General features: G+C 64.6%; 16 protein-coding genes. 6 read left to right on the top strand and 10 right to left on the bottom strand.

What is annotated here, in order from left to right; all coding sequences use genetic code 11:
• Positions 1-23 precede the first annotated feature (23 nt).
• The 3 genes from ABD05_RS30965 to ABD05_RS30955 form a co-directional block, all read right to left on the bottom strand.
• A complete protein-coding gene (locus ABD05_RS30965; RefSeq protein WP_047904002.1) occupies positions 24-2,288 on the bottom strand; it encodes an AMP-binding protein in 2,265 nt (754 codons plus the stop codon).
• Between the two features lie 67 nt (positions 2,289-2,355).
• The gene (locus ABD05_RS30960; RefSeq protein ID WP_047904001.1) at positions 2,356-3,864 is read right to left on the bottom strand and encodes an AMP-binding protein; all 1,509 of its coding nucleotides are present in this window, start codon (positions 3,862-3,864) and stop codon (positions 2,356-2,358) included.
• Between the two features lie 13 nt (positions 3,865-3,877).
• Complete coding sequence (locus tag ABD05_RS30955; RefSeq protein ID WP_047904000.1) at positions 3,878-4,624, bottom strand: iron-containing redox enzyme family protein; 747 nt, start codon at positions 4,622-4,624, stop codon at positions 3,878-3,880.
• A gap of 172 nt (positions 4,625-4,796) precedes the next feature.
• Between ABD05_RS30955 and ABD05_RS30950 the strand changes: the two genes are divergently transcribed.
• From ABD05_RS30950 to ABD05_RS30925, 6 genes are all read left to right on the top strand, one after another.
• Complete coding sequence (locus ABD05_RS30950) at positions 4,797-5,063, top strand: acyl carrier protein (RefSeq protein WP_047903999.1); 267 nt, start codon at positions 4,797-4,799, stop codon at positions 5,061-5,063.
• A 10-nt stretch (positions 5,064-5,073) separates the two neighbouring features.
• Positions 5,074-6,942, top strand: a complete 1,869-nt coding sequence (locus ABD05_RS30945) for an alpha/beta hydrolase (RefSeq protein ID WP_148669181.1) — start codon at positions 5,074-5,076, stop codon at positions 6,940-6,942.
• Between the two features lie 160 nt (positions 6,943-7,102).
• On the top strand, positions 7,103-8,128 hold the full coding sequence (locus tag ABD05_RS30940; RefSeq protein ID WP_047903997.1) for a PLP-dependent cysteine synthase family protein: 1,026 nt from the start codon (positions 7,103-7,105) through the stop codon (positions 8,126-8,128).
• Positions 8,129-8,141: 13 nt separating this feature from the next.
• Positions 8,142-8,807: a GNAT family N-acetyltransferase gene (locus ABD05_RS30935; protein ID WP_047903996.1), complete on the top strand. Its 666-nt coding sequence runs from the start codon at positions 8,142-8,144 to the stop codon at positions 8,805-8,807.
• The gene (locus tag ABD05_RS30930) at positions 8,804-9,766 is read left to right on the top strand and encodes an amidohydrolase family protein (protein ID WP_053060014.1); all 963 of its coding nucleotides are present in this window, start codon (positions 8,804-8,806) and stop codon (positions 9,764-9,766) included. Before ABD05_RS30935 ends, ABD05_RS30930 begins: the two co-directional genes overlap by 4 nt.
• The gene (locus ABD05_RS30925) at positions 9,753-11,051 is read left to right on the top strand and encodes a cytochrome-c peroxidase (protein WP_047903995.1); all 1,299 of its coding nucleotides are present in this window, start codon (positions 9,753-9,755) and stop codon (positions 11,049-11,051) included. Before ABD05_RS30930 ends, ABD05_RS30925 begins: the two co-directional genes overlap by 14 nt.
• A 21-nt stretch (positions 11,052-11,072) precedes the next feature.
• Here the strand turns inward: ABD05_RS30925 and ABD05_RS30920 are convergent, their stop codons facing one another.
• The 7 genes from ABD05_RS30920 to ABD05_RS30890 form a co-directional block, all read right to left on the bottom strand.
• Positions 11,073-11,510: a RidA family protein gene (locus ABD05_RS30920; protein ID WP_238594218.1), complete on the bottom strand. Its 438-nt coding sequence runs from the start codon at positions 11,508-11,510 to the stop codon at positions 11,073-11,075.
• A gap of 16 nt (positions 11,511-11,526) precedes the next feature.
• Positions 11,527-12,798, bottom strand: coding sequence for a hypothetical protein (locus tag ABD05_RS30915; protein ID WP_047903994.1), 1,272 nt, complete (start codon positions 12,796-12,798; stop codon positions 11,527-11,529).
• The gene (locus ABD05_RS30910) at positions 12,795-13,577 is read right to left on the bottom strand and encodes an outer membrane lipoprotein-sorting protein (RefSeq protein WP_047903993.1); all 783 of its coding nucleotides are present in this window, start codon (positions 13,575-13,577) and stop codon (positions 12,795-12,797) included. Before ABD05_RS30910 ends, ABD05_RS30915 begins: the two co-directional genes overlap by 4 nt.
• A 112-nt stretch (positions 13,578-13,689) precedes the next feature.
• Positions 13,690-14,832, bottom strand: a complete 1,143-nt coding sequence (locus ABD05_RS30905; protein ID WP_047903992.1) for a DJ-1/PfpI family protein — start codon at positions 14,830-14,832, stop codon at positions 13,690-13,692.
• A 59-nt stretch (positions 14,833-14,891) separates the two neighbouring features.
• The gene (locus tag ABD05_RS30900; RefSeq protein ID WP_047903991.1) at positions 14,892-15,326 is read right to left on the bottom strand and encodes a FixH family protein; all 435 of its coding nucleotides are present in this window, start codon (positions 15,324-15,326) and stop codon (positions 14,892-14,894) included.
• A 61-nt stretch (positions 15,327-15,387) separates the two neighbouring features.
• Complete coding sequence (locus ABD05_RS30895) at positions 15,388-16,779, bottom strand: ABC transporter permease (protein WP_047903990.1); 1,392 nt, start codon at positions 16,777-16,779, stop codon at positions 15,388-15,390.
• Complete coding sequence (locus tag ABD05_RS30890; protein WP_047903989.1) at positions 16,776-17,486, bottom strand: ABC transporter ATP-binding protein; 711 nt, start codon at positions 17,484-17,486, stop codon at positions 16,776-16,778. Before ABD05_RS30890 ends, ABD05_RS30895 begins: the two co-directional genes overlap by 4 nt.
• Between the last annotated feature and the right edge of the window lie 4 nt (positions 17,487-17,490).

The following is a 17,490-nucleotide window of genomic DNA, read 5'->3' as shown; positions in this document are numbered from 1 at the left end:
GGACGGCACTGCCGGGGTACGGCTCAACGCTGCAGCTCTTTCAGCAGCAGCGCTTCGGCGTCCGCATCGGAGAGCGCCGCGAGCTGCTCGGGGGACCGTGCCGCCTGCGCGTCTTCATCGGCCGAAGCCCGCGCCGGAGCCGGTGCGGGTGCATCGCTCGACCGTAGCGCGTCCGCGGCGCCGCCCATCCGGGCCAGATGCGCGGCGAGCTGCTCGACATTCGCGCAATCCCACAGCACGGCTGCGTCAAACGTCAGCCCGATCGCGTGTTGCACCTTCAACGAGAATTGCAGCGCGCTCATGGAATCGAAACCCATCTCGACCCACGCGGCCGTGCGAGACACCTGCGTTTCGGCTATCTTCAGTCGTTCCGCGACGACCCGTACGATCCGGGCGGCGATCTCTCGCTCGACCAGCGTCGTGCCTGAATCGACGTCCGGGGGTGCCGGTGCGACTACCGGCGCGGCCGTCAAGTCCGGCGCTGCACCGGCGCCACTCGCATAGGCTCCATCGGTCCAGTTGGCGACGGCGCGCAGTTCCCCTTGAAGATACGCGCGACGACACAGCGCGCGCGCGATCTTGCCGCTCGACGTCTTCTCGATGGTCGCCGGCTCGACCAGCACGATTGCGTGCGGCGTGACGCCGAAGTCCTCGCCGACCGCCATCACCATCGCCCGCAGCGTTGCGTCCAGGTCCATCGTGCGGCGCGCGGTGCGGCCGACCTCCTGGATGATCACGAGCTTCTCTTCTCCATCCACGTGCACCGACACGGCGGCGCCGCAGCCGCGGCGCAACGCCGGCACCGCATCCTGCACGCACGCCTCGATATCCTGCGGATACAGATTGCGCCCGCGGACGATCAGCATGTCCTTCACGCGGCCGGTCACGTACAGGCGGCCGTCGACGATTGCGCCCAGATCGCCGGTACGCATGAACGGACGCGCGTCCGGATCGGCCTCGAAATGCGCACCGAACGTCGACTGCGTGGCGTCCGGGTTGCCGTAATAACCGACGCCGATCGCGCCGCCGCGGACCCAGATCTCTCCGACACCGTTCGGATCGGCAACCGGGCGACCGTCGGCGCCCGCGATCCGGATCTCGGTGCCGGGCGCCGTGCCGCCGCACGAAACGAGGCTCTTTACATTCGTGTGGTCGGGCTGGACAGGCTCGACGACACCCGCGGCGAGCTTCACGTTATCGACGTCCAGATAGCAGGCGCCTTCACCGCACCCGACGCCCGATACGATCAGCGTCGCTTCTGCCATCCCGTAGCACGGGTAGAACGACCCGGGCGCGAAACCGTGCGGGTGCGCAGCGTCGATAAAGTCGGTGACCGTCTCGCGATGAATCGGCTCGGCGCCGCAGAATGCAACGCGCCAGCTCGACAGGTCGAGCGCCTCTCCGGCATCGCTTGCGTTCAGTGCAGCTGCCGCAAGCGCATACGCGAAATTGGGCCCGCCGGACGTCGTTGCCCGGTGCGCCGAGATCGCACGCAACCATCGGCCCGGCTGCTGGACGAACGCAACGGGCGACATCAGGACGACCGACAGCCCGATCGACGCCAGCTGCAGCGGCATCGACAGTCCCATGTCGTGATACAGCGGCAGCCACGACAACATGCGCGTGTCGCGGTCGTGCTGCATCAACGTCGCGATCGCGCGTTGGTTGTCGATGATGTTGCCGTGCGTGATCATCACGCCCTTCGGTGTGCCCGTCGATCCGGACGTGTATTGAAGGAACGCCAGATCGCTCGCATCGGGCATGTGCGGCAGCCCCGGCACGTCCGGCACCCCTGCATCGACGAGCGCTTCGTACGTGACGAGCTTGCAGCCGGAAAACAATTGCTGCGATTCGCGCAAGGTCGCGAGCGTGTCGATCGATGTCGCAGGCGCGACGATCAGCGTTGCGCCGCAATTGTCGGCAATGGCCTGCAGCTTCAACCATTGCGCGACCTTGCGTACCTGCTGCGGATGATAGGCCGGTACGGCGACGCGGCCCGATGCAAGGCACCCGTAGAACGTGCAGACGAACTCGGCGCTGGTCGGCAGCAGCAACAGCACGCGCGCCCCCGGCTCGGTCAAGTGCGCGAGGCCGCGCGCGACGCGCATCATGCCGGCGTACAGATCGCCGAAAGTGCTTTCGCTTTCGATCGCTTCGCCGTCGCGCAAGATCGTCAGCGCGACGCGATCGGGGTCCCGCTCGGTGTGGTGCGCGAGCGTCTCGATGATGGAGGTCGGTTCGACATCCATCGTAAACACGTTCGGATTCGAGTTCGGATGCGTCGTCATGGTGTGTCCAGGATGAGGTCGGCGCGAGCCGCCGCGCAGACGCGGGGGCTCGCGCAAGAGCGTGATCTCATGCGTCGCGCAGGAACGCGTCCGCGATCGCGCGGCGATTGAGCTTGAGGTTACGGGTGCGCAGGCCGCCTTCGACGTCGAATTCGCGGTCGGTGAAAATGACCTTCGTCAATTGCCGCTGCGCAGGAAGCGTGCCATTGACTGCCCGGACGAGCTCGCGCAACGCGCCGGTTACTTCGGCATCGTCCGGCCGGCGCGTGGCGATGACGACGCTCAGCCCCGCGTGCGAGCCGGCCATCACGACGGCTACCTCGACACGTGGATCGCGATACAACAGCGCCTCGATGGGCTCGGGATGGAACTTCTCGCCGTTGCTCGTGATGATTGCGTCCTTCTTGCGACCGACGACGCGCAGGAAGCCATCGCTGTCGAACTCGGCGATGTCGCCCGTCGCCACCGCGTTCGGAGCGACGAAGGTCGCGCGGATGTCTTCTTCCGGCGCATCGAAATAACCCAGCGAAAGCAGTGCGCTTCGCGTCACGATCACTTCGCCGTCTTCCGACAACGACACGCTGCCGGGCTCCGCCGGTTGACCGACCGTGCCGACTCGCACGCGTCCGGGCTTGTTCCAGGCAACCATCCCTGCCTCGGTGATCCCGAACGCCTCGTACAGCTCGATCCCGCAGTCCCAGAAGAAATCGAGTGCGGCGCGCTTGATCGGCGCCATCCCCGTGATCATGTAACGGATGTTGCCGCCCGTCAGCGCGCTCAGGCGCTCCGCGAGCGTCGAGGGATCGCCGGCAGGACCGGCGGCCGCTCGCGCCACGGTATGCAGCGTCTCGTACAGGACGGGCGGCGCGATCACGAACGTCGGGCGATGCCGTTTGAGACCCGGAAAGAGTCCGTGGAACGGCACGGAAACGAGATCGACACCGTGATACAGGCAGAAGTAATACGTCATCCGCTGCTGATAATTCGCGAACGGCAGGAACGTCAGGAAGCGCTCGCCCGGCGCGACGCCGAACGCGTCGCGATACAGATCGAGCAGGTGCGCGGTACCGCGCCGGCTCATCACGAGCCCCTTGTTCTTGCCGGTCGTGCCGGAGCTGAACACGAGCGAATGCGTATCCGGCCGATGCTCGACGAGCACCGGCTCGATACGCGTGTCCGAACCGCGCGCGTCGGCCGGGTCGATATCGATGACCCGGCCAGCGATCGACTCGGTGGAATCGAGCCACCGTGCATCCACCGCAAGTACGCTCAGTCGGTAGCGCTCGATCAATGCGTCGCACGTGTCGGGCAGGCGATCGTTCGGGAAAGCGACCGATACGCAGCCGAGCTCCATGCACGCAAGGTCCCACACGATCCACGGGTAGCCGTTCGGTGCCGCGATGCCGACGCGTGCCCCTGGCACGAGGCCGATCGCGTTGCCGCGCTCCACCGTAGCGAGCACGTCCTCGAACAGTTCGTGAAAAGTCCGGACAGTTTCGGCTCCCTTGTCGTCGACAAAGGTCAAGGTATGACTGCTGTCGCGCAGGCGGGCGACGAGATCATCGAAGGTCATCATCGGCGTTTTCCCGTCACGCGTGCGCGACGCCCTCCGCGGACGCGTAGTACTTTTGTGCCGCGCTTTCATACATGTTCCAGAACAGCTTGCACGTGTGGCGCACCGAGAACAGGGCTTCCTGCTGCATCTCCACGGTCGTGCACAGATCGGTCACGAGCGAGATGCCCTCGGCGACGTGCGCGACGTCTTCCTTCTGGTGAACCGAGAAGAAGCGCGTGTCTTCCTCGGTCAGTCCATAGCACTTCGCCAGAATGGCGTGGCGTGCTTCGCCTGCGCGGGTTTCCAGACTCTGCCCTTCGCTGGCGATCATCACCGCGGCAGCACCGATATGGTAGGTGCCCGCCCCCTTGCAGTTCTCGAGCCGATACTCGATCAACTCACGGGTCGCGGCAGACGGTACCCACGCATCGCGCTCCTCGTCGCTGATCCGTTGCGCCCGAATGAAGTCCTCCATGAGCTCGACATGGTTCTTCGTCTTCGAGAAACGTCCCGTCTCCTCCTCGAACAGGTTGTACAGCAGCCGGCGCTTGTGGTCGGGAAACGGGCAACGGAAGTACAGGTTCTCGATGTATTCGAGAAAGTACCGGGTGATCTGGTATCCCTCGAGCGTGATGATCTTCAGCAAGCGCCAGTTTTTCTGCGGCGTAAACAACTCCGCGAAGATCGGATGATCGAGGGTCAGTTGTTCGTCCAGCGTTTCGCGCAGCGTGCGCGAGAAGGTCGCTTTGTCCATCAGCACAGCTTCGTTTGCGAGGGTCATGGTCGTTCCCTGTCGGTAAGGTAACCGGCAATGTAATGGCGGCTTTCAAGACTGAAACCTGTCCGTTCGGGCGAGTGTTTCACCTGTACGCCAATCCTGTACGTCAGTGCAGGTAGGCAGTGCGGCGGCTTGACGCTATAAAGCGAAACCCCTACGGCACTTGGAGCATCCGATGGACGACCACGCGAATGTATTCGCTACGCTTACCGAACTGATTCCACAGATTGCCGCGCTCGATATCGCGCCGGACATGCTGACTCGCGAAACGTCGCTGACGTCGGACCTGATGCTCGATTCGATTTCGCTGCTGTCCCTGATGGCGCTGACGGAGGATCGCCTTGGCGTCAGCTTTGCATCGCACACGGAACAGGTCGCGAATCTCGAAACCATCGGCGACGCGGTCGATCTCGTCGAAATGCTGTTGTCCGTGAAAGCGTAGCGAGATGGCGATGAACGATCGATTTCCGTTGAACGGTCAACCACTCGACGCGCGCACGGCATCTTCCGCCGGCGGCTACGGCAGCATCCATTTGCTGCTTGCCGGCGACCTCGACGCAATGCGCATCGCGTTCGGCACCGGCGACGCGGCATCAGCCGCCCGCACCGCGGCGGACCCGAAAACAAACGCGCGCGTTGCGAGACTTCGCGATACGCTGAGCGCCCCCGACACGCAGCGGATCGCTATCGTCATCGACGATCCCGAGCTCCGGCGTACGCGCGAATTCGCGTCCTTGCCACGGACGATCCCGGCCGCGCTCGGCGTCGACGCGGCGTCCATGACCGACGCATGCATCGTCGTGCTCGGCGACGCGCTCGCGAACGGCACGGATATCATCGACGACGCGAGTACCCTGTCGTTACCACCGCTCGATACGCTCGCCGATGCGGTCGCCGATACCGTGTTCGAGGTGCGCCGGCGCGCCGATACCTACTTTCAGCATGAACCGCTGGCATTGCCCGGCGAATCGGCCGGCGCGGCTCACCTGTTGACGGCCGAAGCCGTGCTGGCCTGGCTTGCGGCCGAAGCGACGGCCGGCCTTCACGTCGTGTACGGCGACCTGCGCATCACGTGGCAAGCGCTCGCTGCGAGCGTCGCCGGATTCGCGCAGGTTCCGACGCGAACCCGCTCCGTGCAAGACGGTCCGGACGCAGTGCTCGACCTGCTCGATACGAACCTGCGGCACGCAGCGCAGACGCTTGGATGCCGCGACGACGCGCGCGAGTTCCCCACCGACGTCCGGGTGCACCGGCTGTGCTGCGACAACTTCGACTGGGGCGATCGGATCGCCTCGCGCGTCGCCGCTCACGCCGCAGCGCATGAGCGACGCGTCGCGCCCCGGTTTGTCGACCTGCCGTCCGCGCGGCGCATCACGACCGGAAACGGGCATGTCTATCTGAATTGCGGAGGGGGTTCCCGGGCCTTGCTGCTCATCAACGCCTTCGGCATCCCGCACGACGTCTGGCATGATTTCGCTGCCGAATTGGCGCCGCATTTTTCCATCTATTTGGTGGACGAAGCAGATGACACGCCTGCCGAAGCAGGACTGACACGTGCGTATTATTCCGATCCCGATGCCCCTGGCCGCTATGCACGCAGCGTGGCCGAGTTGCTCGACGTCGAGCGGATCGACGCGATTCACGTCGCGAGCTGGTGCGGAGGGGCGCGATATGCGCTTGCGTTGGCGCGAGCGCTGCCCGGCCGTATCGCATCGATGAGCCTGATCGCACCGTCGTTTGCCGGCGCGCAGGACTACGACGGCGCGGACAGCCCCTACGAAAACAATCTCAACACGATGTGTTCGCTCGTCGCGCGTATGCCGAAGGCTGCGGACAGCATGGCGAAATCGATGATGGCGCTGCTGGAGAAGCGGGAACGAAGCGATGCTCGCGGAGACGGGCATGCATCGATGTTCGCGCTGTCCGATTCGTCGACGCGCCACTGGCTGCACGCGCCTTTCATGTCCGCGACGAACATGATCGATTACAGCCAGCAGTTGCTGAACTTCCGCGCGCATCGAATCGAGTCCGAGCGCGACGGTTCGGTCGCGGAAATCCCGGCCATGCTCGTTACCGGGGAATACGACGAAATGACCTGCGCGACGCGCGCGCGGGCCATTGCTTCTGCGCTGCTTCGTCCGATCCAGATCGAAATGCTGGGCGGCAGTCATCACATGGTTCACCAGAACGCGGCGCTCCTGGCGCGACTCGTCGGCACGTTCGTCGACAACCCGATTCTTGCGCCCGACGCACTTCCGCATCCGCGACTGCGATTCTTCGCGGATGCCGGGTACGGCGACATGGAGTCGGGCGAACTGTGACGGCCGCCCGGTCCGATGCCCGTTCGGACAGTTACAGACCCGGGGCCTCGGTCACTAAAGTCGCGCTGTGACAGCAGTTCGGATCACACGCGTCCGATCGCGTCGCGCCACTCGCGAACGACGCACAAGCCACCGTCAACCAGCTGGTCGGAGAATTCGAATGTACGCAAACAGTCTTGTCGAACTGATCGGCGATACGCCGCTGCTTTATCTGAAGAGCCTGTCGAACGAACACCGGCGAATTCGCGTGTTCGGGAAGCTCGAGTGCTACAACCCCGGCAACAGTGTCAAGGACCGGAGCGCCCTCCAGCTTCTGCGCCAGGCAGAGCGCGATCATGGCCTCAAACCGGGCTGGTCGATCGTCGAATCGACGTCCGGCAACATGGGGCATGCGCTCGCCATGCTGTGCGCAACACGCGGATATCGCTTCATTTGCGTGCTCGACCCGAAGACACCGAAGACGAATGCGAACCTCGTGCGGGCATTCGGTGGAGAGGTGGAGATGGTCGAACAACCGGACGAGACCGGCAGTTTTCAGAAGAAGCGAATTGCAGTCGCGAAAGCGATCGCCGCGAGCGTGCCGAACTGCGTCAACCTCGATCAGTACAACAATCCGGCCGCCATCGACGCCCATTACTACTCCACCGGACCGGAGATCGTTTCCCAGCTGGCCGATCGGCTCGACGCCGTGATCGTGTCGGCCAGCACCGGCAGCCATCTGAGCGGAATCGCGCGCTATGTGAAGGAGCGTGATCCGTCGACCCGCGTGATCGGCGTCGAACCCGCCGGCTCGGTCGTGTTCGGCGGCACGTACCGACCGCATTTGCAGAATGGCGCAGGCCTCAGTTTCCAGCCCGGCAACATCCTGATTCATCTCGTCGACGACACGATGCGCATCGAAGATCGCGACGCATTCGTCGGTTGCCGCCGTCTCGCGCTCGACGAAGGGTTGTTGCTCGGAGGCTCATCCGGCGCGATCGCGCAGGCCGCGCGCCGCTACATCGCGACCTTGCAAGGCCCGGCCAACATCGTGCTGGTACTCCCGGACAGCGGCACCAAGTATCTGGACACGATTTACGACGATCAATGGCTCATCGATCATGGCCTCCAGGCCGTGCTCGACGACCTTTGCAACACCGCGACGCCGCCACGCGCCGAAAGCGCCGTGGCCCTCGAAACCATGTGACCCAGGGACACCCATGAACGACTCCATCCGTACCCAGCTTGCCGACGGCGCACAGTACCCGATCGTGTTGCCGAAGGTCGACGTCACGCATGTCACGTATCGTTGGGCGAACACCGTCGACGATGCACTGGGGGCGCAGGTCATCGAGCTGATGCGACGCACGAGCGAGAGCGCACCGATCATCGGTTTCGCCGAAACCATCACGGATGCGGAAGCGATCCGCTACCTCGATGAACTGCGCTCGAATCTCGCCGCGGAGAAGGTACGTCTGCTGACGATCTACGCCAGCACGGCACAGCTGATCGGCCTGTGCACGTTGCGCCGCAACCTGAACCCGAACAATCGCCACATCACCGATCTCGCGAAAGGCATGATCCACGATGCCTATCGAGGCGGCGGTGTGCTGCCCGCCGCATTCGTCGAAATTGCACTGCAATGCGATCTGGACCATGTCGAACTGGTGACGCTCGACGTGCGCGACGGCACGCCCGCGCATCGGGTCTGGGAGCATTACGGCTTCCAGATCTGGGGCACCTTGCCGGATTACGCGCGCGCAGACGGGAAGGTTCATGCGGGCCACTTCATGATGCAGCGCGTGGCAGACCTCAAGGAACGTGCGCTCGGCATGCTCCGCGGCCGCGAGGCCGACCGTGCTGTCGCAGCCAAAGCATCGGTATGAGCGATCCGATCTACAGCGGCCCGATCATCGACTCGCACTGCCACATTGCGTCGACGCGCTTTATCCCGAGCGCGTTCCTCGAGGGCTTGTGCGCCAACGTTCATGTGCGGCTCGTCGCAAACGGCGTTCGGAAATCCCGCTCGGAACTCCTGGATACCTACCTCGCGCAGAGCCAGGACCACTTCGGCGACGCACTGGCAGTCGACATGGCATCGGCCGGTATCGAACAGGCCGTCCTGCTGCTGCCCGACTTCACGTACGTGATGAAGAGCGACCTGACGATCGCCGAGATGTACGCCGAGCATCATGCGATTCTGCAGCGCCACGGCGAGCGCTTCCACGTGTTCGGCGGAGTCGATCCGCGTTGGGGTGCCGACGCTGTCGCCTTGTTCGAGAAAGGCGTGGTCGAGTACGGCTTCTCCGGGCTGAAACTGTATCCGCCCTGCGGCTACAGCCCGAGCGACAAGATCCTCTACCCGCTGTATGAAATCTGTCGCGCACACCGGCTGCCGGTTCTGCTGCACGTGGGTCCGACCAGCCCGACGCTCGAATTCGCGTACTCGCACCCCGATCTGCTCGACCGCGCGGCGTTCGATTTTCCCGACGTGAACTTCATCCTCGCGCACGGCGCCGTCCATCACGTCGACGCGTGCGTGCGACAGTGCGCGTATCGACCGAATGTGTATCTCGACATCAGCGCGTTTCTCGGTTCCCAGCATCCTCAGGGTTGGTCGACCGCCCTCGCGGAGCTGTTCCGCATGAACATCAATCACAAGATCCTGTTCGGCACCGACTGGCCGGTCTTTCGCAATTCGGGGGGCCATCGCAAGGTGATGGAACAGTTTCTGGCCCCCAATGGTCCGCTGGCGGCGGTCGCGCCGGTGCAACGCAAGTGGTTGATGTCCGGCAACACGCACGCGCTGCTGCCGGCGCCGCGCACGATCGATGCGATCGCGTGACCCGGGCCGGCGCGTGCGCCGGCCGTCCCGCACGCATTACGGGCTGGCGACCGCCGCGGTTGTCGCCGCAACGCTTGTCTGGAGTGCATGGCCCGCCCACACGTCCGACGCGGCGACCGAAACTGCCGATACGCCGGATCGCTGGAGCGCCGACGAGCAGGCGCTGCTCAAGTCGATGCGCATGCCGTCCAGCACGCCCGCAAAGGCCGATCCGTCGAATCGGGTCGCGACGTCCGCGAACGCGGCGCGGCTCGGCAAACGGCTGTTCGCCGACCCGCGGTTCAGCCGCAACGGTGCAATCGCTTGCGCCAGCTGCCACGCCGTCGACCGCCAGTTCGAGGACGGGCGACCCCTCGCGATCGGCCTGGGCACCGGCGTACGCCGCACGATGCCCGTGGTCGGCGTGGCCGGCTCTCCATGGCTATTCTGGGACGGCCGCAAGGACAGTGTGTGGTCGCAAGCGATCGGGCCGATCGAGGATCACAACGAACACGCCGGCACCCGGCTGCGCGCCGCACATGTGCTGGCCGAGCACTATCGTGGCGAATACGAGTCGTTGTTCGGACCATTACCCAACCTGAGCGCGTTGCCGCGCGACGCGGGTCCGCTTGGCACCGACGTCGAAAAGGCGGCGTGGCGGGCACTCGACGAACGCACGCGCACCGACGTGTCGCGCGTGTTCGCGAATCTCGGCAAGGCGATCGCGGCGTACGAAGCGACACTGCAGTACGGGCCGTCGAACTTCGATACTTACGTCGATGGTGTCCTGACTGGCGACCCGGGCAGGCTCGCGGCGCTCAGCGCGGTCGAAAAGGCGGGGCTGCGCGTATTCATCAGCAAGGGTCAATGCGTGACGTGCCACACCGGGCCGATGCTGAGCGATCGTCAGTTCCACAACATCGGCGTACCGCCGCGCAGCGGAGCGGCCTCCGATACCGGCCGCGCGGCGGCGGTCGACAAGGTGCTGCACGACGAATTCAATTGCATGGGACCGTTCAGCGACGCAAAGCCCGAGCAGTGCGACGAGCTGCAGTTCATCTCGACCGACGACCCGCAGATGCTTGCCGCGTTCAAAACGCCGAGCCTGCGTAACGTCGCACTGCGACCGCCGTATATGCATGCGGGACAATTCGCGTCCCTTGAAGCCGTGATGCGGCACTACGCGGACGCGCCGGCGGCTGCGATCGGGCATAGCGAACTGAAGAAAATCGCGTTGTCGGACGAGGAACAACGACAGCTCGTCGCCCTGCTCGGCGCCTTCTCCGGCCCCATCGTCGAGCGCTGACCGGCCGCCTCCCGTCGCACGTCAACGGGAGGCGTCGCGAACGGCTACGCCCATCACCTTCACCTGGCCGCCGAACGGCAACGCGGCCGCCTGGTATACGGTTCGCGCGGGGCGACGATCGGCGGGGAACAGGTCCGCGTATACCTCGTTCACCTCCGCAAGCGCACCGATGTCGACGAACGCGATGTCGACGAATACCAGATCCCGAGGGTCGAAGCCTGCCGCATCGAGCGCGCTGAACAGGTTCGCGAACGCGCGTCTGGCCTCTTCCGCGGGTGTACCGGGCACATAGCGACCATCGGCGTCCAATGACAGTTGACCGCTAAGGTAACAGGTGTCGTTTGCGACGACCGCATGACTGATCGGCGATGGCCATTGCGGCAGTCCGTTACCCGACGTAACGTAGCTTTTCATGAATTGCTCCTCGATGTGTGCGGCGCCACGCGTCGCGCGAAACATGCGCACATGCTCCGCGTCATAAGTAGTGCTTGACGAGCAGCTGCCAAAGATTCGACTGCGGCAGTGCGCCGAATTCGGTCGATGACGCGCCCGCATTGATCTGCCATTGCAGTGCGACGTCGGTACGGGCGAAGCGATAGCGCGCTTCGAGCCAGGTGAGCCTGCTGCGATCCGCGAGGTTCAACCTGACGAAACCGGACAGGTCGAGACGCTGGAACCATGCATCCTGCCATCTGACCATCGCGAACAGCCCGTCACGCGTGACGGGGTCTTGCTGCGCGGCCGACAGCGCCCGATACGCGGCGTAGCTGGCCGGGGGGCCGTTGCGCAGCGCCTGCCAGCCGGCACGATCGAGTGCCGCGCCATCCCGGTCATACTCCAGCGTGACGGACAGATTGCGAGACGTCGTGCAAGTCACGCCTGTTGCGAGCTTCCAGCGAAACGCGACATCGCTATACGGGCGTCCGAGCGCGCGAGCGAGCGTCGACGGCCCTCGCCCTCCGGACCATTCCGCGTATCCGACGCACGCATTGTTCACGAGATGGACCAGGTTGACGCCGAATTGCGGCGAACTGCCCGGCTTTCCGTCGTCATAGATCACGATCTGCGGTGACAGATCCGAGATCACGTGCTGGCTGAACTGAAGCATCCAGCGCGTGCGCTGATTCGTTGCGCCGAAGTCCGGCGAGAACGACGCGTCGGTTGCATGATCCGCGATGCGCGGCGCGACAAGCGCGCTGACGGAACCGTCTGCCCACAATTGCTGACCGCGCAACATCACGGTGCCGAGCCGGTTCTCTCGCAGGCTCGCGGGATCCACCGATGTCACGGAGCGGACCGCGTTGTCGCGAAAGAAGTCGGTCGGGTTGTAGCCGGTGGCGACACCGAGCCTCACGTTGACGCGGCCGGCCTGCAGCAGTGTCTTGCCGCCGCCCACACGACCGTCCACGTACAGTTCCTTCAGCGTGTTGATCGCACCGGAGTCGTCATCGAAGCGTAATGGACCGTTCAGGTCGAGTCGATCGGCGAGATTGATGCCCCAGCCGCTCGAGAACGCATGGCGCGCGGTCAGGTCGAGCGACAGGCGCGTGGCCATCCGCGTGCCGCCTGGCCGCAGGGTAGCGAAGCGCAGGCCTGGTTCGATGCTGAACTGGTACTTGCCGTCGTCAACCGTCTGCACCGGCGTCGCGTCGGCGAGCGCCAGGCCCGCCTCTTCCGCGTCACTCGCGTGGCACGTGCTTGCCGCGCCGGCCAACGCAATGCAGACGATGCTGAGTCGCTTCATCATTCCGGTTGGAAACGGGCCATGAAATCGGACTGGAACCAGGCGTCCGGAATCTCGCGCGCGACATAGTCCGCATAGCGCATCACGGTCACGAGATTCGGATTGAGCCCGTCGATGATCACGATCTCGGTTGGCCGCAGCGCGCCCAGCTGTTGCTGATAACGTCGATAGAATGCGGTCTTGAGGAGCTTGCCGCTTTCACTGAAGAAACGTGCCTTCACCGGACGCGAGTCCGCCGCGTCGATCCACATTTCGATCGAGTGATAGGTCATGTCGGACACGCTCTGGACGAGCTTCAACCGGTATGCACGGCGCGTCTGGCGCTCACCGTCCTGCACGTCCTCCTCGGCCTCGACCTGCGCGCGATAGCCCTGCGCGAAATTGACCGTGACCACGTCGCCGTTCGACGCCTGCCCGAGCAACCGTTGCTGCGGCGAAATGCGGATCGTCGCTTTGCTCGCGGGATCGAAAAACCACAGGTCGTTGCCGCTCTTGAGCATCAGCTTGTTCGCGTCGCGTGCGGGCGCCGCGAACCGGATCAGGCTGCGAAACTGGCCGCTCGCCGGATTGATCCGCGAATAGGCGGTCAGTGCGTTCGAATCCGTTTGCTTGCCGTCGGTGTATTGCGTCAGCGTGACGTTCAGCGTGAACGGTTCGCTCGGGTTGCGCACGGCATCGCTCGCGGCGAGGATGCGCTGTGGATCTGGCGCGGCTTTTGCGGCACTGCAGGCAAGTGCCAGGATCACGGCAGCGCACAGGCGCGCCATCGAATGCGTCTGCATCGGAATCTCCGGAGCAAGTACGGAATGACAGGGACGAGCGCGGCTCTCCACCCGGAACGGGTGGAAAACCGGCACGACTGGGGATGAATAAGTCGAAGCTGCGGTGCGCTGCTCAGTAGCCCGGATATTGCATCTGCAGTGCAACCCATGCGGCCGTGCGCTTGCCGAATTCCGACGAGATCGCCTTCAGCGACGCGTCGAGCGCATGCAACGGATAGCGCGTAATCGGTGCGGACAACATACGCGTCGGCGCGTCGACGCCGGTTACGCGGTCGGGAACGATGGTCAGTCCACGCCGGGTGCGCACCGGTTCGCGGTTCGCGGCAACCGTGTAGGCAGTCGAGCGGAACGTGGTCGAATACGCGTCAGCTTCGAGCACGAGCGCAATTTCGTCGACGCCCGGCGCGATCGGAATGCCGAAATCCTCATGTGACCAGAACGACACGTAGTTGGTCGCGATCGTCGCCATCGCCGGCAAGCCGAGATTGAAGCGATCGCTTGCGATCTCGGATGACCACGCGGGGCGTCCGAGTCGCTCGGCGACCTGCAGCGCCCGTTCGCGACCGGCGAGCGCTTCGACGAGCGCAAGCGACACCGGAATCGTCGCGGTGACGCCGGTCGTCGTGACGACCTTGCCATCGGCAACGTAGCGCTTGCCATCGACCCAGCGCGTATCGGTGAACTTCTTGCGCAGGTCGTTCATCGAGTACCAGTGCCCCGTTGCGCGGCGGCCTTCCAGCAGACCCGCGCGTGCGACGACCCAGACGCCGTCGCACACGCCGATGATCGTCGCCCCCTTCTTCGCCTGCTCGGCGACCCATGCAAGCAGCGCCGGATCGCTGTCGCGATGCACGGCCGGCACGATCACATAGTCCGCGCCTTCGGGCACGCGCTGGTCGAATTGCGCGGTGGTTTCGTCCGGAATGACGTTCATCGGTGCCGGGAACATCCGGATGGGACCCGGTTTCGTTGCCAGTGCAACGAGATCCGCGGCGCCCGATTCGGCGACGATCCCATACGGGACGACGTAATCGGTCAGCTCGGTATAGTAGTTCTCGCCAACGACGGCGACGATCGGGCGCGTGCGTCCGAAGCGCGGCTGATAGGCGGGCAGCCGGTCGGCGCGAGCGGTAACGGGCGCGGCCGCGGCGGGTGCCGATGCTTCGTTCGCCGGCCCCGCGTGGGCAATACTCGCGATCCCAGATGCAAACGGCGCGAGCAGCAACATCATCCAGTACAGCACGACTCTTCGCATTGAAGCTTCTCCGTGAATGGAATTCATCCAGTAAACGGGCATGGCGCCCGTTTCGATCGTCATGACGCCACCGCGGGCGGCAACACGACGTTGAACGTCACGTCGTCGCCGCCCTGCGCCTCCCGTACCTTCAGCGTGATCGTCCACCACCCGGGCATGCTGAACTTCATCCCTTGCAGCCGATACACGCCATTACCGTCGTCCGGGACGACGCGAGGGCGCGTCGGCAGACCGTGCCCGTGCTGGGGCATCCCGCCGCTCACGTCGATGCGCGCATCGCGCACGGGCTCGCCCGACGCACGCTTCACGGTGACGGTCCATGCATGGATCCGGTTCAGTGGCGGCGGCGTCGTGGGCGGCTCGAGCGTCACGACATATGCGCCTGCCGCAGTCGATTGCGTCAGCGATAGATTCAGCCCCGCGGGAACCGACTGCTCGGTGGGTGCGCCGCACGCACCGAGCCATGCGGCGCAGCTCCCGGCGAAGGCTAACATGACAAACCGCCGACGAATAGATTTCGCCATCATTTCATTCGTGCAGGGTCCGGTCGCTCGATCACGCGTAGCGGAGCGCATCGACGATCTCCATTCGGGACGCGCGGCGCGCGGGCAGCAACGCGGAAAGCATCGACACCAGCAGCAGGCCGATCGCGGTACCGACGATCAGGTCGTTCTCGCCCCACACGCGAATGATCAGCGGCACCGGCGAGCGGCCCGGCGGTGTCCACGTAAGACCGCTGACGTTGATGACGCCGGCGAGCATCGCTGCGCTGACGACGCCGAGCACCGCGCCGATCACGCCGAGCAGCAACCCTTCGCACAGGAACAGGCGACGCACGCCGGTGCGGCGTAATCCCATCGCGCGCAGCGTGCCGATTTCGACCGTGCGCTCGAACACTGCCGTGCTCATCGTGTTGCCGACAGTGAACAGCACGATCGCAGCGATCAGCAGGGCGACAAAACCGAACAGTGTCGTGAACATCGCAAGCGCCTGGCCGTAGAACGGATTCAGCACGGTGTAATCGACCACTTCCGTGTCCGTACCGGCGAATTTGGTGTTGAGCAACGTCTCAAGCCGGGCCTTCGCGGCGGGCAAATCCGCGGTGTGGCGCAATTGCACGACGACAGCCGTCGCCTTCGGCCGCTCGTTGCCGTAGACGAGCCGTTGCGCTTGCGCAAGATGCAAGCCCACGTACATGTCGTCGTATTCCTTGATCCCCTGCCGTTCCGCCTTCACCACCTGCAGTTCCGCGACGTTCGGCGCACCGCGCGCGGTCGCTGCGAGCAGTTCGATCCGACGCCCGTCCGTCGCGGCAGACGGCACGTCGCGCAACCCGTCGGCGAGCGCCGCGATGTCGGCCGGCAGCGGCGAGGTCTTCGCCGTGTCTGCGGGCTTCTTGGGCGGCTTGCAGTCGGGTACCTTGAGCGGTCCGCACAGTTCGAGTACGCGCGCAAGGCCCGTACCGATCACGGCTGCGTCGCCTGCCGTGCCGGTGAGCGCCATCGGCGGAATCGTCACCGGAAAGTGATAGTCGTTCCAGTCGCGCATCCGGTTCTGGTCGTCGACACGCACGCCGAGCGCGAGTGCGGTGCGCGACAACCCGGCATCGAAGTTGCCCGCAATACCCTGCAACTGCAGCGTGGGGGTCGCGACGAGCACCATGGGCGCCAGTACCGGGTCGGCTTTCACCGCATCGATGATCGCCTCGTAATTCTCGATCCCGTACTCGGAAGGATTCCCGCTCCCGAACTCGTAGAACCCCTTGCGTTCGATCTGCAGGTGGCCGCCGTACTTCACATAATCGGTTTGCAGACCATACGTGATGTTGCGCGTATAGCCGCCGAACAGCAGCACCGCGTGGGCGCCGACGATCATCGCGAGCAAGGTCGTGATCGAACGGCGACGGTTGCGCAGCAGGTTGCGCAGCGCGAGCGACAATGTCTTCATGCGAACGCCTCCTGTGCATCGGTGCGTGTCACGGTGGACACGCTGCCGTCGGCAATGTGGACGACGTCATCGCCCGCCGCGAGCACCTGCGGATCATGCGACGAAATCACGAACGACACGCGCCGCTCCCGTTGCAGTCGCCGCATCAGCGCGATGATCTGCTGTCCGGTCTTGCTGTCCAGGTTGGCGGTCGGCTCGTCTGCCAACACGAGGTTCGGCGACCCGACGAGTGCGCGGGCGATCGCGACCCGCTGTCGCTGACCGCCAGACATCTGCCCTGGCCGGTGATGCGCCTTGTCCGCAAGGCCGACTGCATCGAGCATGTCCCGCACGCGAAGCGCGCGCTCGGATTCGGTCAGTCGCGAACCCGCTAGCAGCAGCGGATATTCGACGTTCTCGTGTGCGGTGAGCACCGGCAGCAGATTGAAGTTCTGGAAGACGAAGCCGAGCCGGCGAGCTCGAAAGTCGGACAGTGCGTCGTCCGACAAGCGGCCGACCTCCTCGCCTGCAACGACGATGCGGCCGCGATCCGGCCGGTCTACACAACCGACGAGATTCAGCAACGTCGACTTCCCGCTGCCGGACGCACCGGCGATGACAGTCAGTCTTCCATCGCGGATATCAAGCGTGACGTCGTGCAGCGCGGTCACGTTGACGGAACCCATCAGGTATGACTTCTCAACGGCTTCGAGTATTACGGCGTTCATGGTC

Origin of the sequence: Burkholderia pyrrocinia, from assembly GCF_001028665.1 — a bacterium.
GTDB lineage: Bacteria > Pseudomonadota > Gammaproteobacteria > Burkholderiales > Burkholderiaceae > Burkholderia > Burkholderia pyrrocinia.
The sequence above is the reverse complement of the archived record's forward strand: the minus strand, read 5'-3'. Positions and strand labels throughout refer to the sequence as shown.